Below are 15,135 nucleotides of genomic sequence, written 5' to 3' on the forward strand. Positions count from 1 at the left end.
ATAAATCAGATACAACGCTTTATTGAGCGACTAATAGCCATGTATCTGATTTATGTGGGTGCGATTATACTCTCTCATCTGCCCTGCTGAATTTGCCAGTAGTGTTGTAGATATCGCGGTGCGTTTTTATCGTCATAAAGACTATATTGCTGGCTATGATAGCAAGTCACATGGGCAATGACAGTCTAACGTGGTAACTATTTGCTACGTTTTTGTGAGCTGGCTTTGATGTCAGTCATGTGCATTCATCTATTGTTATCATTCAGGCAGCGTCTTGTTTGGCTTATTTGCTTCGGTTATCGGCACAAGTGCCCCTTTAGGATTTTTATTATGCCCCTCACTCATACCACTGCATTTAGCCAACTAGAGAACATCGCAGATGATGCGTTGGTACAGTTGGTGTATGTCAGTAGTCTGACGCTGCGCTCGCGCTTAAGCGCCTCGATATTTGATGAAGTAGAAGGCCATGCGCAAGATTTTAATGAGCAGCATGGTATCACCGGTACGCTCTGTTATGGCAATGGCCATTTTTTGCAATGTATTGAAGGCGAGAAGGCCGAAGTAGCGGCGCTGACACAGCGTATCTTTGCCGATCATCGCCACAAACATGTCGAGGTGCTGCTGGTACGGCAGGTAAGTGGCCGCCGCTTTGCTGACTGGCGCATGCGTTTGCTTTTTTTGGAGCGCTGGCTTTGGTCGCCTGCCACCAAGCAGCAAGCGGCGCAGTTGTCACCGTATCTGCCATTTGCGCCGCACGGCTGGTCGCCTGAGCGTACCGAGCAGTTTTTACAACTCATCAAAACCTTTGATAGCCCGCCCCATATCAAAGCCGCTGGTATTACTTATAATGCGCTGGGCAATATAGTGCGTCATATCGCCGCCCCGCATCAAGCATTTTTAGTGGTGCAAGGGTTTTTAAGTGTGCTATTAATCGTTGGTTTGGTGCTGTTATATTTATAAGCGGTGCTATTGTGCTAAAAGATAATAGAAAAATGATGCTAAACTCTGAGGTTTAGCGTCATTTTTTATGGTTATAGATGGGCTGTTTTTATAAAAAACCTCTTACACATCAAACACCTTACCACGATTCATAATATTATTGGGATCAAACACCTTCTTAATCTCACGTAAATACGCAATCTCAGTCTCACTGCGGCTATAGTGTAGATACGGTTTTTTCGTCATACCCACCCCATGCTCTGCAGACACCGAGCCGCCGTATTTTTGTACCGTCTCAAACACGTATTTATTGACAATTTGACACTCACTAAAGAAATCATCTTTGCTCATGTTTTCAGGTTTTAGAATATTAAGATGCAAATTGCCATCGCCGATATGACCAAACCAGCACACCTCAAAGTCTGGATAGTTGCTGGCGACGATATGATCAATCTCAGCGATAAACTCTGGCACATAGCTGATGAGTACTGACACATCGTTCTTATAAGGGGTAAAGACTGAGATGGTCTCAGAGATATACTCACGCAGCTTCCACAGCTCTGCCGCTTGCGCCAGACTTTGGCTCATGACGCCATCGACGACCCAGCCTTCAGTCATACAATGCTCAAAGATGGCCATGGCTTTATCCATGATAGGCTCATAGGGCGCTTCAAACTCAAGTAAGGTATAAAACTTGGTGCGAGATTCAAAAGGCTCTTGTACTTGACCGTGCGCCATGAGTTTATCGATGGCGACGTCATCAAAGAATTCAAAGGCGGTCAGATCAATCTGCGCTTGAAAGGCGGATAGCACATTCATAACATCATTAAAGCTGTCCATGCCCAGTACCATGACGTTTAAGTCTTGCGGCTGACGCTCAAGCTTGATTTGGGCATGAGTGACAAAACCTAGGGTGCCTTCACTACCGATAAACAGCTGACGCAAGTCATAGCCGGTGGCGTTTTTTATCATGCCGCGGTTGAGCTGCAAGATATCCCCTTTACCAGTGACGACGGTGAGCCCCATGATCCACTGACGGGTCATGCCATAGCGGATGACCTTGATGCCGCCGGCGTTGGTGCCGATGTTGCCGCCGATTTGACTGGAGCCTGCTGAGGCAAAGTCGACAGGGTAGTATAGGTCTTTTGACTCTGCGAACTGTTGCAGCTGTTCGGTGATGACGCCGGCTTCAATCTCGACCATACGATCGGCAGGATAAAAGGTGCCGATTTGGTTCATTTTGTCCATGCTGACGACGATTTCGCCATTGGCGGCAACGGCACCTGCCGACAGACCGGTACGGCCACCACTGGGGGTGAGGACGATGTTGTGCTCATTGGCAAGCAGGACGATGGCTTGTACTTGTTCGGTGGTCTTTGGAAAGACGATGGCAGAGGCGGCTGGGGCGAAGTGTTTGGTCCAGTCTTTGCCCCAATACTCAAGGCTTTCAGGGTCGGTTTTGATTTGGGCTGGGTCAAACTGATGGCTTGTAAGCAAACAGTCTAAAAGGCTTTGGACGGCGGCGGTACTAGGGTTAGACGGGCTTTGGCTAGATAAAGAAGTCATGGTCAACTCTCGGTATAAACGGTAAGTACTATGCATAAAGGGGATTATTATATCGCTAAATGGATATAACGCGGCAGTTATAAGTATGTTTATATAAGGGGAGGTCCCTCAAAAAAAACAGTTCAACCCAGTTTGGCAGCGTGTCGCTACCAGAGTTTACTATAGCATAAATAGTTTTCAGGCTAGATAATCAATAATTCATCTAATCTGCTAACATCGAGACGGAATTTTGTGTAAGATATCTGGACTGTTTTCGTTTCACCCATCATAGATTATCGAGCAGATAATCTTATAAGACAATCATAGGACAGTTCTCATATGGCGTTATCATTAGAAAAAGACAAAATTCGTTTTTTATTGCTTGAAGGTCTGCACGACAATGCCCTAAAAGTATTAAAAGACGCGGGCTACCACAACATCGAAAATATCAGTCACGCCTTAGATCAAGATGAGCTGATCGAAAAAATCAAAGATGCGCATTTTATCGGTATTCGTTCGCGTACGCAGCTGACCCGTGAAGTGCTGGAGCATGCGCACAAGCTCATCGGTATCGGCTGTTTTTGTATCGGTACCAACCAAGTCGATCTAGACGCGGCTCGCGACCTAGGTATCCCCGTCTTTAACGCGCCATACTCGAACACCCGCTCGGTGGCTGAGCTGGTATTGGCAGAAGCCATCATGCTATATCGCGGCATTCCAGAAAAAAACGCCACCGTTCATCGCGGCGGCTGGGGTAAGTCTGCCACCAACTCGCATGAAGTACGCGGCAAAACCATCGGTATCGTCGGTTATGGCTCTATCGGCTCGCAGTTGTCTGTACTGGCCGAAAGCTTTGGTATGAAAGTCATCTATCATGATGTCGTGACCAAACTTCCACTGGGCAACGCCGTACAAGTGGGTAGCCTAGAAGAGCTGCTATCGACTGCTGATATCGTCACCTTGCATGTGCCTGACGTCCCAAGCACCCGCTACATGATGGGCGCTGAGCAGTTTGCACACATGAAAGACGGCAGCTACTTTATCAACGCCGCTCGTGGTACTTGCGTAGAGATTGATGATTTGGCAGCCGCGCTTGAGTCTGGTAAGCTTTTGGGCGCTGCGGTTGATGTGTTTCCAAAAGAGCCAAAATCAGCGGACGAAGAGTTTGAATCACCACTACGTAAGTTTGACAATGTGATCTTGACACCGCATATCGGTGGCTCAACCCAAGAAGCGCAGGCCAATATCGGTCTTGAAGTGGCCGATAAGTTTGTCAGATACTCAGATCAAGGTGATACAGCGACCGCGGTGAACTTCCCAGAGGTTTCTATACCGTTTAAAGAAGGCTCACATCGTCTGCTACATATCCATAAAAACGTGCCAGGCGTACTGTCACAGATCAACCGTCTGTTCGCCGAGGCGCATATCAACATCTTGGCGCAGAGCCTGATGACAGAAGGCGACGTTGGTTATCTCGTGATGGATGTGGATTATAACGATTCAACCGCTGCGCTTGATCAACTAAAAGACGTTGAAGAGACCATTCGCGTGCGTATCTTGTTCTAACATTAACCCTGATCGTTTGATGTTAAACTGATACAAAAAAAGAGATGCTCTATGAATAGGGCATCTCTTTTTTATGGCTAATCGTTTAAACGTCTAACATTTAAAGCAGGGTATGTTGTCAACCGATTAGGCTTTGGCTTTATTGGCCGCTTCTGCTTGGCGGCGCGCTTCAATTTTAGCCGCTTTACGCTTTTCGATGATGTCCATCACATCGCTACCAATATGCGCTTCACCACGTTTTTTGGCCAGCTGCATTTGATGTTCGCGCTCACGGAATCGAGCCTTTTGTTCCTCAGTCGCTTTGTCGATACAATGCGGGCACGACTCACCTTTGATATAGGCGGCGCTTTGCATGTCCTCGGCTGTAATCGGCATACGGCAAGCAAAGCACTGCTCGTAGTTACCTTTTTCTAAGTTGTGATTGACTGACACACGATTGTCAAAGACAAAGCAGTCGCCTTGCCACATAGAGTCACTGGCAGGGATTTCTTCTAGGTATTTTAAGATACCGCCTTCTAAATGATAGACCTCCTCAAAGCCTTGCTCACGCATATAGGCCGTGGACTTCTCACAGCGAATACCGCCGGTACAAAACATCGCCACTTTTTTGTGTTTGGTTGGATCGAGCTCTTTTGCCACATATTCTGGAAACTCACGGAAGGTTTCGGTATGTGGGTTGACGGCGTTTTGAAAGGTGCCAATCTGTACTTCGTAGTCGTTGCGGGTGTCGATTAGGAGCACGTCAGGATCAGAGATCAGCGCATTCCATTCGCTCGGCTTGACGTAGCGGCCGACAGATTGCAGTGGATCGATATCTTCTACGCCCATGGTGACGATTTCTTTTTTGAGCTTGACCTTGGTACGATAAAAAGGCTGGGCGTCGGTATAAGACTCTTTAAACTCAAAACGACCAATCGCTTCGATGCTACGCAAATAATCAAGGACCGTATCAATGCCTTGACGGCTACCAGAAATCGTACCGTTAATGCCTTCATTGGCCAGCAATAAAGTGCCTTTGACGTCATTGTCCAGCATGGTGTTTAAGATCGGCTCACGGTACTGCGCAAAGTCAGCAAAGCGGGTAAATTTATAAAGTGCAGCGACGACGATATTATTGGTGACGCTATCGTAGGCCGGTGCGGCGTTGTTTTCAGCTGCCGTACTGCTTTGGGTGTTGTGTTGGGTATGGCTGTCTTGAGTGGTACTCATGGTGGTCTCCTGCGGGCTAGGTCGCAAACCTAGTGCATGTGGTTTAAGGTATTTGTGAGATAGATAACACTAGCGCAATTGTGGAATTGGCAGGTGCGCGCGTAGTGTAGCAAATTTTACTGGTGTTTTGAAGGTTTTGTGAGAAGGGCTGTGTTGTGATTGATACGATTTTAAGGAGAGTTATCTGTCTCTGAAACGGCTCGATAGTCGCTCTAAAAAGAACAAAAAATCCAGCGCATCGGCTGGATTTTAATCACTGAGAGAATCGGTGTAAAAGCTATTTGCTTTGGAACCAACGATCCGCTTGGCTACGAGCATTGGCGATATCTGAGCTGGATAGGTTCAACGCCAGCTGACCGATTTTGCCACGGGCTTTGTTGCGTACTTTTTCATCGAGCATACCGTCACGGGCAGCCAAATCATACCATTTATAGGCATCGACCAAATTCTTTTGTTTTTCATCGAGCAAGGCTAGCGTGTAGCTGGCGCGATTGTCACCACGCATGGCCGCTTTTTCTAACCAGTGGCGTGCTTGCTGAAGATTGGGTTTCACGCCTTCACCGCGTAGATACATGATGGCTAGATTTAGCTGGGCTGGGGCAACACCTTGCTGCGCGGCTTTGGTATACCACTGAATGGCTTGCTGAGTGTTTTGCGCCACGCCTTCGCCTTTTTGTAGGCGCTTGGCTAAGTAAAACTGCGCATGGTCATTCCCTTGCGCCGCACGGTTGGACAGCTCACTGACAGGCATCAGCTCAAAACGTGAGGTATCAAGCGGTACGTTTGATATTAACTCAGCATTGGCAAGACCTGCGTAAGAAAATAAGGCAGTAAACAACGCAGCTTTTAATAGTTTCATAGCAGCTCCAAAATTAGACAGTTAATAAGCAAAAAAATTGTACCGCTAAAGTGTCTTAGGCGGCGCTAATGATAAGGGAGCGTCGTATCAATGACGTATTATCCAAACGTCCCAAACCATCCATCAAGTATAGTGAGCCCTTTACCTAATCATCTGTTCAGCAGTTGCTGTCAAGCCCCACAGACGAACGGTGCAAATACGGGTGTCAGTGACATTATTTTTCTAGCTTAACACCCACACTTACGAAACTCAAATACTAATTACAAGAAATCATGGCCGATTATACCTGAGTGTCTTCAATAAAATCATAGAGTTACTTGCGTGTAAGAATAAATCAATCATTTTATAAAAATCAGACAGGGAGTATTAGGCCGTTTGGTTTTTGAATATTATGCAGGCTTTCGTTTGGTGACGCGATAGATAGCGACATCTGCCAAGAGGTTGGGTGCTTGACGGATTAAAGATGTCATCAGCGGTGAATGGCCTTTTTCTGAGTCGCTAACAGCAAAGCGGTTGATGATATGAATATCATGCTCAGCACACAGCTGCTCAAAGTCTTTAAAAGTACACAAATGAATGTTTGGGGTGTTGTACCACTCATAAGGCAGGGCTTCTGAAACAGGCATCAGGCCTTTTAGTCCAAGGTGAATACGGTTTTGCCAATGGGCAAAGTTGGGAAAGGTGATGACCGCTTCACGGGCCACACGTAGCATATCGAGCAGCAAAACGTCGGGGGCTTTGACCGCTTGGAGCGCCCGTGCCATGACGACGGTGTCAAAGCTGTCGTCAGCAAAGCGCGCCAGCCCATCGTTGAGATCTTGCTCGACGATAGAGAGACCCTTGCTGATGGCTTCATTGATTTTGTCTTCATCAATCTCTAGGCCATAACCTGTCACGCCCAGTTTTTGCTGTAAATGCGCGAGCAGCTCACCATTACCACAGCCCAAATCCAGTACATGCGATTGCGGCGCGATCCAGCGCTCAGCCAACTGATGGTCCATTCTCATGAGCGTTCTCCTGTGCCGGTCACGTTAGTGGTCATAAAAGGGGCGGTCAAAAAGCCTTTGACCGCGCCCATATAACGGGGGATATCAAATAAAAACGAATCATGACCATGTGGGGCGTCGACATTGATATAGCTGACCGGCTTGCCTGTGGCCATCAGGGCGTCCACGATTTCTTGTGAGCGCTCAGGGGCAAAGCGCCAATCAGTGGTAAACGACACCACCAGATATTGGCACTTGGTATGGGCAAGGGCGGCTTTTAAGGCGCTCAGCTCAAGCTGGCTGTCGGTATCGTCGTTGTGCTCAGCAGTATGGTCGCTACCTGTGCTACCTGTGTGCTCGTTATTGATGCTGGTAGCCAGACTATCATCGATGGCTGTGTCGTCGGCAGTATTCGCATAATTAGCATAGTCGCGCGTAGGATCAAAATAATCTAAGGCTTTGGTCATGAGCAAATAGGTATTGGCATCGAAGTTTTTGCTAAAGCGCTCGCCTTGATAGCGCAGATAGCTTTCTACTTGGAACTCGACATCATAGCCGTACATAAACTTGCCCGATTTTAGATCTCGGCCAAATTTGGCCTTCATCGCATCATCGGTTAAGTAGGTGATATGACCGACCATACGTGCCAATATCAGGCCGCGGCGTGGATAAGTGCCGGCTTGTATATAGCGGCCGTCTTTGAAGTCTGGGTCAGAGAGAATGGACTGACGAGCGACTTCGTTAAAGGCGATGTTTTGTGCCGATAGCTTGGGCGTGCTGGCAATAATGACGCAGCGTTTTAGCCGGTCTGGATAGTCGACCGACCATTGCAGCGCTTGCATACCGCCCATAGAGCCGCCGACGATGGCATGCCAGACATCGATGCCTAAGCGGTCTGAAAGCAGCGCTTGGGTTTTGACCCAGTCTTTGATGGTAATCAGTGGAAAGTCAGGGCCATAGACTTGTGGCTCGCTGCCATCAGCTTGATCGAGGGTATCAGGGTTGATGGTGGTGGGGCCTGTCGAGCCAAAGCAGCTGCCGATATTATTGACGCACACCACATAAAACTGATTGGTGTCGATGGCTTTGTTGGGTCCGATCATATTGTCCCACCAGCCCGCTTTTTTATCATCATGACTATAATACCCTGCCGCATGATGGCTGCCAGACAAGGCATGGCAAATCAAAATAGCATTTGATTTGTCTTGATTGAGCGTGCCGTAAGTCTCTACCATCAAATCAAAAGACGGCAAGGTGCGATTGCACTCAAGGGTAAGCGGCTCGGCAAAATGGATTTTTTCGGGCGTGACGATTCCGACTGAGCCTGCCTGATCGGTCAAGCCTTGTGGGTCGAGTGTATCTGTTGGGAGTTGGTCACTGGTACTATCAGAGCGTGCGTTCAAAGCTACCTCGCAAGACAACAATCATCTATAAATAAGCGTCAATTAAGCGTCAATAAAATCACCAGCCACACAAGCAAAATAGCATGTATGTCTTTATACGGTTTTGGTGATGGTTGGCTCTATTGTATGGCGATGGGCGTAGGAGTACAACCTCCGTACGCCGTCTTTATTTGACCTGCGTAGCAAATTGTATAAAGACGGCCTTCATCATGCGTTTTTTGGCGATAAAATGCTACACTAATCAGATGCTAAATGAATAATGCCTTCACAATCCTTTTTATCACTTATGAATCACACACGACTTTTATGAAACCTAAACTGCCGCCACGTATCGCCGTCTTATTGGTCAACCTCGGGACTCCTGATGAGCCGACAGCGCCTGCTGTCCGTCGTTATCTCAAACAGTTTTTATCAGACCCTCGGGTTATTGAAATCCCTAAGTTTTTGTGGGCCATTATTCTTAACTTGTTTGTCTTGCCTAGTCGGCCGAAGCGCGTCGCAAAAGCTTATGCCAGTATCTGGGAGGGCGACTCGCCGATCCGCAAGATATTAAACGGCCAAGTGGCGTTATTAGAGCCGCGTCTGGCTGATAGCGCAGCGCCGTTTCGTGTGTCGGTACATGCGGCGATGAGCTATGGCAATCCTGGTCTGCCTGAGGTGATGGACAATCTACGCCATGAGGGCGTGGATCACTTTGTCATTTTGCCATTGTTTCCGCAGTACTCTGCCACCTCAGGCGGTGCTGTCTATGATGCGTTGACCAAATGGACGCTGACGCAGCGCAATTTGCCCAACTATACCATTGTGAAGGACTACTTTGCCCATCCGCTGTATATTCAGGCACTAGCAGACTCGATTCGTCGCTTTCAGGCAGAGCATGGCAAACCTGATAAGCTGATGTTTAGTTTTCACGGTATCCCGCAGCCGTATGCGGACAAGGGAGATCCGTATCCAAAGCGCTGTAAGTGTACTGCCGCCCAAGTGGCCCATGCGCTAGGTTTGAGAGATGATGAATGGATCATCAGCTTTCAGTCGCGTTTTGGCAAACAAGAATGGGTCAAGCCATATACCGATGTGGTACTAGAGGAGTGGGGTCAGTCTGGCGTGCGCTCGGTGCAGGTCATCAGTCCTGCATTTTCTGCTGATTGTCTAGAGACGCTAGAAGAGCTGGCGATTGAAAACCGTGATAATTTCCTCAATGCTGGCGGGCAAGAGTATCATTATATACCTGCACTTAACCTTGATGAGGCGCACATTGATTTACTTGAAGCGCTTAGCAAACCATTGGTCAAAGGCTGGGTGGGCACGCTTGATGGTTGGGCGTAGTTAAGTTTTTTGATCTTAATGAAAGCCTTTTGGTCTTAATGAATGATAAAACACCGGACATGATGTCCGGTGTTTTTTTATCAATGTTTAATGTCATTGATGCTGTACTGAGCAGATAGGGTTAGAAGTTATCATCGTTACTGCGCTCAGCAGCGTCGGTATCCGCGATATCGACGATGTCTGGATAATCCTTGTCATCTAGATTGTCCTCGACCAATACCTCATCGACACGGGCTTCATCGATATTTTGGCGATGCATCGGTGTGAGGCCTTGCGTGGCCTCGCTGCCTGCTTGTGAGTTGTCAAACCCTGCGCTATTGTCAATGACGTCATCGTCATCAATCGTATGCAGCATTGGATTGTCTAAATCGACTCGCTGGTTGTCATCGCCATCGACACGGTCTTGCGCCTCTGGGAGCGGGGTTTTTGTATTATCCATCTTTCATTCCTTTTATATTATGATTGGTTTTTATCTGTATAATGAGGATTAGTGTGCCGTGTTAGCTCGAGCTCGACTAGTAGTAAGGTGTCACAGGATGTTCAAAAAATGTAAGACAACCCGCAGTGAGCGTTATTTATAGTCAGTTCAAATTAAAATTGTTATAAATCTAAACGCGCTACTGGTATAAATTTTACTTGCGTGCTGTTATCACAGAGGCTGCACGAAATTCATCCCAGCAGCGCTATGTCATTTTTAGAGTGAATTGACTATATGACCTTTGTTTCTCGCCTAAAATATGTCAATGTACTATCGATCATGGTCGGCCTGATAATCGTGATGAGTTTAAGCGCTTGTGACGATCAGCCAGCCGTCAGTCAAACGGACGTTATAAAAAAGCCGTTGGTCATGGATGCTAAGCTACCAAGTACCGCAGCCGTGATAGAGTGCGCGCAGCTGACGCCCAAGCAAACTGTGATAATAAAAGGCCACCAGATCCTGAGTAAAAACTGCGACTTAACAGGGCAGTCGATACGCTTTGAGCTCAGTGACTCTCATAGCTCGCTTGACTGTCAAGGGGCGCAGCTTAGCACCAGTGCTGATGATTCATCAAAGGCCAGTGCTATCGTGATTAAACCAAAGACGGATGCTGCTATTGAAAATATTACCGTTGCTAATTGTCATATAACAGGCTACGGCCATGCGCTGCATATTCGCCAATATAGCCATCCCAATCAGCGTTATACGCGCGGCGTTATCGACCCTGCTGCCAATCGCGCGCTGGCCCCAAGAGATATCCGCGTCATCAATGTCAGCAGTCAGAATAGTATCAACAGCGGCATGTTCGTCGGCGATCACGCACACGGCGTGAGCTTTGAGCACGTGCGTATTCAAAACGCTGGCACTGTTGGGTTATATTTAGAGTTTGGCAGTCGCGACAATGTCATCAAAGACTCTGTGTTTGTCGGTAATGGTTTTCGCACGTTTAAGCCCAATCGTGAAGCCATCGCGGTGGACTCATCGAGCAACAATCGTATCGAGAATAATCAATTTTTTCACAATGGCGCAGGCAGTATCTTGCTCTATCGCAACTGCTTTGAGCATGCTGATGACCCGTCGCGCAGCAATCACTTTAAGCGTACTGAGTCGAGTCGTGACAATATTATTCGCGGTAATGTCTTTCAAAATGAGCCAGTGGGCGTGTGGGTGGCGTCAAGGCAATCACGCAACCTAAAAGGGTTTGAATGCGGCGCGTATTTAGTCAAGCAAACGCTGTTTGCCAGCTATCACTTAGACAGTGCTAAAGACAATCAGATTATTGATAATCAGTTTACCCAAGTCGAGCAAGGTATCATCGTAGAAGATGATGGCACGCTGATTAGGGGTAATACATTCGCCGCCGACGTTCGTTTGCCCATTCAGGTTGGCTCAAAAATTCGCGAAGACACTGCCGCAGGGCCAATCAAAAACACACTGATTTATAACAATACCTTTATCGATAAAGCCATAGAGCAAGCAATTGACATTCGAGCGGCAAGTAAAACGGCCATTCAGATTGAGTAGCCGTCAGGATAATACGATAAGCTATGGGTAAATGGGCTGCGCTTTATTTGGCACCCACTTTGGTATTTACCCAGCGGATCACAGGATCAGGCGTGACTTGTGAGAGGGTTTGAAAGACTTTGGCTGGCATGCCGACCGAGTAGTGCGTGCTTTTGAGTTTACGATTGGGGCGGGTGGTCAGTTTGCACAGAGTCTTTGCCACATCATTGACAGTCAAATTGATGCCCAAGCGCTCAATACTGGTGACACTAAGATCCTCTGTCATGTCTGATTTTACCCACAGCGGCATGACATCAATGACCTTGATACCAAGGCGAGCATACTCGATATTTAACCCTTCGGTAAGTCCACGGACAAAAAACTTGCTGGCAGAATACGCCGCAACCTCGGGCTGGCCGTAGATAGCCGAGGCCGAGGAGACATTGACGATTTTACCATTGGTGCTATCCGCCAAATAAGGCGCAAGCTTATGACAGCCGATAAGCACGCCTTTACAATTGACATCGACTAAGGCCAGCTGCTCTTGCAAATCAGTCGTCGGCAAAGTGCCACTGACCAACACGCCTGCGTTATTGATTAGCGCATCGATACTGCCAAAATGATCAATCATCTGTGTGATGGCGTCGTCCCATAGCTCAGGTTGGATGACATCTAATTTGCCGATAATGACACGGTTTTTTTTCAGCGCTTTTTTAAAGGCTTTATCGCCGATGGCATCCTCAAGCGTGGCCGTATTGGTCGCAAACAGGCCGACGTTGTGGCCTTTTTCTGCCAGTTTTTTTGCGGTGGCCAGACCGATACCGCGTGAGGCGCCAGTGACTAAGATATTCATAATAAGTGACTCGGTGATTTGGGTGTGTCCCCATTTTTATTACCCTTGTCAAAATGAGGACACGCCCTAGCAGTAATGGATAGTCGAGAGCAAGTGGATATCAGAGATATGTGCGCTCGGACGTTGATCCAGTATAGCAAATCTGACGGCAAGTATTGATAGGCGGCGCGGGCACGGCGGCTTTGGCCAAGGTTATATCAGATATCTATGCTGAATGCGACACTGCGTGAGAGTGCGATAGGTCTGCGCGCGCTGATTGACAGTCATAGTCGCTTAACGTAAAGCGCCATAGGTATATCAAGGCAATGGCATAGACGGCGGTTTCTGACAGCTCTTCGATTACCATGCCAATGGCTTCAGGTATGCCAATCATGTTTTCGCCCATGTATTCTACTAGTGCCAGTACCGCTACCGTCAAATATAACGATACGGGCACACGCTTTAATACTGCCAAAAGATAGCGCCATGAGTAAGCCAGCAGCCCAACAATCATCAGGTAGACGACGGTTAGCACACAATCTTCCCACCAGTCATAGGGCTGGCTTAGCAATAAAAAATCAGCTGGGATAAAAAGATCGGGTAAGTAGTTTAGCTCGCGGCGTATGACCGCAAAAAACACCAGCACTGCCGCCAACCAAAACGCTTCAGTTATTTTGCTATGACTGCGCCGAAAATACTGTAGACAGCGTATCCAGCAAGCAAACAATATAATAATGCCAGGGGCTTCGATAAGACCATCTGTAATCAAAATAAGGACTCCAGATTTTGCAATAAAAAAAGCGAGCGCTAAGGCTCACTTCCAATCACAAGTAATAGAAAAATAAAGACATAAAATAGAGATACAGCGTTATTATACGCTTGATTATCTATAAATGGCATTATGAAACATAACTAATTGGTCATAATGGATTGTTAATATTTACAAAATAGTCAATACTGTTTCACAGATGGCAGCATGTTAGTTGTCTTGTGCCGGCTGCCAAGCGAGACAGCAATGGGCTATCGCGGACTAAAACAGTGCCTCCATGCGTAATAGTGCTGATGGGTAGTGGTCTTTGTTTTCTGTTTTGTCATTATAATAGTTTAGCTCTGTCTGCACGTAGAGCCACTCCCGCCAAATCGGCTGACGGTAGGTGATGGCTGGGCCATAGCTATTGAGCAGTGATTTGTTTTTATCAAAATAACCACTGGTCGAAATACCATAGGCCAGCTGCTTTTCTTCACCGAGCTGATGGACTTGTCTTAGATCATGGCTCCAGTCGGTGTCCTCCCTGCTGTCTTGATTGCGGTAGCGCACGGTAGTACGGTTGTTAAGAAAGCGTGCTGGATCAGCGCCATACCGCAAGGTAAGTCCGCCTTTGGCGTAGTGTTCGCTATCGAGGCCATAACGATAAAAGCTATCGGTGGTTACTTGTATCTTCTCGTTTTGATACCAGTCTCGATCGACACTGACTTTGACATACAGATCATCAAGTGAGCGTACGCCGACATCGACATCTGTTTTGACGCCCAATTGCTCCTCGATCTCATCGTTGAAGCGTGACCAGCGCAGCGCAATAGAGGCGTTGTCTTCACGAGTCTTTTTACTATTGATTAATCTATCAGAGCTTTCGGTACTGGCTTGATAAGCCGCTCCTGTCGAGCTTTGTCGTAAAAAATCATCGTCATCCAAGTCTTCATCACCGATAATCAAGCTTAGGCGGCGCTCTAAGACCGGTAAGCGTAGACGTCCACGAACCCGAGGCTCGACGCTCACATCACTGCCTGATAGTGGGTCATTGGCCCAGCGCGTGTCTAGTACCAGCCGTAGGCTCGCGGTAGCAGGCGCTTTTGGGTCAGGCTCACCAAACCAACCGTCCATTTCGTGCGCCCATTCGTCTAGCTGCGCTTTTGCGTCTTGTCGCCGCTCATCGGCCCAGCCCCATTGTGCTGAGGAGTCAAAGGACTGCGGCGCGGCAAGTGGTGAGCGTGCTTGATAGCCCAGCTGTTGATAGGCTGTGTCTGTTGTGTTGACATCACCGACCTGAGGACTGGATGAAGGGTGGGCGGTGTTTTGATGTTTTGCCGGTATGGCGGCGCTATGATCCGCCAACGCTGGCGTGCACAGACTCAGCGCAGCTAAAGCAGCATAAGTCAAAGTATGACGAGTCGGTGTGGTAAGGATTGAGGGTTTCATGAGGGCAGATAGTCGCCTGTAGGCAAAATTGAAAAATAATCATGCCATATTGACCGATTTCCCAACAGTTGACAAGGCGTATGCGGTCACGCGCATCGATATGTGGTTATAGAGCGGCGATAACTATTCTGACAAATAAAAGATAGCAAATAACAAATCACAAAGAGGCCAAGCAGGCCGCTCAGCCCTTTTATGGGTCAATGGTAATAGGTGCTATAGTCAATCCGCCACAAAAAGAGTACAGTAGCACACCCTAATTCGATAGTATTTATCGTAGCTGCTGCGATATCTT

At 47.6% G+C, this 15,135-nt stretch carries 13 protein-coding genes; 4 read left to right on the forward strand and 9 right to left on the reverse strand.

Annotation, left to right across the window (positions count from 1 at the left end):
• Window positions 1–330: 330 nt before the first annotated feature.
• Window positions 331–960: a BLUF domain-containing protein gene (locus tag CAP50_RS02545; RefSeq protein WP_241900612.1), complete on the forward strand. Its 630-nt coding sequence runs from the start codon at window positions 331–333 to the stop codon at window positions 958–960.
• Between the two features lie 102 nt (window positions 961–1,062).
• Here the strand turns inward: CAP50_RS02545 and CAP50_RS02550 are convergent, their stop codons facing one another.
• Entirely contained in the window at window positions 1,063–2,505 is a 1,443-nt protein-coding gene (locus CAP50_RS02550) for an FAD-binding oxidoreductase (RefSeq protein WP_100748932.1), read from the reverse strand.
• Between the two features lie 318 nt (window positions 2,506–2,823).
• Between CAP50_RS02550 and serA the strand changes: the two genes are divergently transcribed.
• The gene (gene serA / locus CAP50_RS02555) at window positions 2,824–4,050 is read left to right on the forward strand and encodes a phosphoglycerate dehydrogenase (RefSeq protein ID WP_100748933.1); all 1,227 of its coding nucleotides are present in this window, start codon (window positions 2,824–2,826) and stop codon (window positions 4,048–4,050) included.
• A 126-nt stretch (window positions 4,051–4,176) separates the two neighbouring features.
• Here serA and trhO read toward each other — a convergent pair whose 3' ends face one another.
• The 4 genes from trhO to metX all read right to left on the reverse strand — a co-directional run bounded on the left by trhO (window position 4,177) and on the right by metX (window position 8,444).
• Window positions 4,177–5,259 carry an oxygen-dependent tRNA uridine(34) hydroxylase TrhO gene (gene trhO / locus CAP50_RS02560; protein WP_100748934.1) on the reverse strand — a complete coding sequence of 361 codons (1,083 nt, stop codon included), beginning with the start codon at window positions 5,257–5,259 and terminating at the stop codon, window positions 4,177–4,179.
• A 277-nt stretch (window positions 5,260–5,536) separates the two neighbouring features.
• Window positions 5,537–6,118, reverse strand: a complete 582-nt coding sequence (locus tag CAP50_RS02565; RefSeq protein ID WP_100748935.1) for a tetratricopeptide repeat protein — start codon at window positions 6,116–6,118, stop codon at window positions 5,537–5,539.
• A gap of 389 nt (window positions 6,119–6,507) precedes the next feature.
• The gene (gene metW, locus CAP50_RS02570; protein ID WP_100748936.1) at window positions 6,508–7,125 is read right to left on the reverse strand and encodes a methionine biosynthesis protein MetW; all 618 of its coding nucleotides are present in this window, start codon (window positions 7,123–7,125) and stop codon (window positions 6,508–6,510) included.
• Window positions 7,122–8,444 carry a homoserine O-acetyltransferase MetX gene (gene metX, locus CAP50_RS02575; RefSeq protein WP_100748981.1) on the reverse strand — a complete coding sequence of 441 codons (1,323 nt, stop codon included), beginning with the start codon at window positions 8,442–8,444 and terminating at the stop codon, window positions 7,122–7,124. Before metX ends, metW begins: the two co-directional genes overlap by 4 nt.
• A 369-nt stretch (window positions 8,445–8,813) precedes the next feature.
• Between metX and hemH the strand changes: the two genes are divergently transcribed.
• Window positions 8,814–9,833 carry a ferrochelatase gene (gene hemH, locus CAP50_RS02580; protein ID WP_100748937.1) on the forward strand — a complete coding sequence of 340 codons (1,020 nt, stop codon included), beginning with the start codon at window positions 8,814–8,816 and terminating at the stop codon, window positions 9,831–9,833.
• A gap of 121 nt (window positions 9,834–9,954) precedes the next feature.
• Here hemH and CAP50_RS02585 read toward each other — a convergent pair whose 3' ends face one another.
• Complete coding sequence (locus tag CAP50_RS02585) at window positions 9,955–10,272, reverse strand: hypothetical protein (protein ID WP_100748938.1); 318 nt, start codon at window positions 10,270–10,272, stop codon at window positions 9,955–9,957.
• A gap of 273 nt (window positions 10,273–10,545) precedes the next feature.
• On the opposite strand from CAP50_RS02585, the gene CAP50_RS02590 reads away from it, so the two are divergent.
• Window positions 10,546–11,835 (forward strand): right-handed parallel beta-helix repeat-containing protein, encoded by a 1,290-nt coding sequence (locus CAP50_RS02590; protein ID WP_100748939.1) that lies wholly within the window; start codon window positions 10,546–10,548, stop codon window positions 11,833–11,835.
• Window positions 11,836–11,878: 43 nt separating this feature from the next.
• Here the strand turns inward: CAP50_RS02590 and CAP50_RS02595 are convergent, their stop codons facing one another.
• From CAP50_RS02595 to CAP50_RS02605, 3 genes are all read right to left on the reverse strand, one after another.
• Window positions 11,879–12,667, reverse strand: a complete 789-nt coding sequence (locus tag CAP50_RS02595; protein WP_100748940.1) for an SDR family NAD(P)-dependent oxidoreductase — start codon at window positions 12,665–12,667, stop codon at window positions 11,879–11,881.
• 205 nt (window positions 12,668–12,872) lie between these two features.
• Window positions 12,873–13,415, reverse strand: a complete 543-nt coding sequence (locus CAP50_RS02600; protein WP_100748941.1) for a hypothetical protein — start codon at window positions 13,413–13,415, stop codon at window positions 12,873–12,875.
• 261 nt (window positions 13,416–13,676) lie between these two features.
• Window positions 13,677–14,843: a hypothetical protein gene (locus CAP50_RS02605; RefSeq protein WP_193833349.1), complete on the reverse strand. Its 1,167-nt coding sequence runs from the start codon at window positions 14,841–14,843 to the stop codon at window positions 13,677–13,679.
• Window positions 14,844–15,135 lie beyond the last annotated feature (292 nt).

Origin of the sequence: Psychrobacter sp. L7 (genome assembly GCF_002810365.1) — a bacterium.
GTDB lineage: Bacteria > Pseudomonadota > Gammaproteobacteria > Pseudomonadales > Moraxellaceae > Psychrobacter > Psychrobacter celer.

Bases quoted from the DNA above. Each gene is read 5' to 3' on its own strand.
- CAP50_RS02545 (WP_241900612.1), top strand. From the start codon at position 331: ATGCCCCTCACTCATACCACTGCATTTAGCCAACTAGAGAACATCGCA.
- CAP50_RS02550 (WP_100748932.1), bottom strand. From the start codon at position 2,505: ATGACTTCTTTATCTAGCCAAAGCCCGTCTAACCCTAGTACCGCCGCC.
- serA (WP_100748933.1), top strand. From the start codon at position 2,824: ATGGCGTTATCATTAGAAAAAGACAAAATTCGTTTTTTATTGCTTGAA.
- trhO (WP_100748934.1), bottom strand. From the start codon at position 5,259: ATGAGTACCACTCAAGACAGCCATACCCAACACAACACCCAAAGCAGT.
- CAP50_RS02565 (WP_100748935.1), bottom strand. From the start codon at position 6,118: ATGAAACTATTAAAAGCTGCGTTGTTTACTGCCTTATTTTCTTACGCA.
- metW (WP_100748936.1), bottom strand. From the start codon at position 7,125: ATGAGAATGGACCATCAGTTGGCTGAGCGCTGGATCGCGCCGCAATCG.
- hemH (WP_100748937.1), top strand. From the start codon at position 8,814: ATGAAACCTAAACTGCCGCCACGTATCGCCGTCTTATTGGTCAACCTC.
- CAP50_RS02585 (WP_100748938.1), bottom strand. From the start codon at position 10,272: ATGGATAATACAAAAACCCCGCTCCCAGAGGCGCAAGACCGTGTCGAT.
- CAP50_RS02590 (WP_100748939.1), top strand. From the start codon at position 10,546: ATGACCTTTGTTTCTCGCCTAAAATATGTCAATGTACTATCGATCATG.
- CAP50_RS02595 (WP_100748940.1), bottom strand. From the start codon at position 12,667: ATGAATATCTTAGTCACTGGCGCCTCACGCGGTATCGGTCTGGCCACC.
- CAP50_RS02605 (WP_193833349.1), bottom strand. From the start codon at position 14,843: ATGAAACCCTCAATCCTTACCACACCGACTCGTCATACTTTGACTTAT.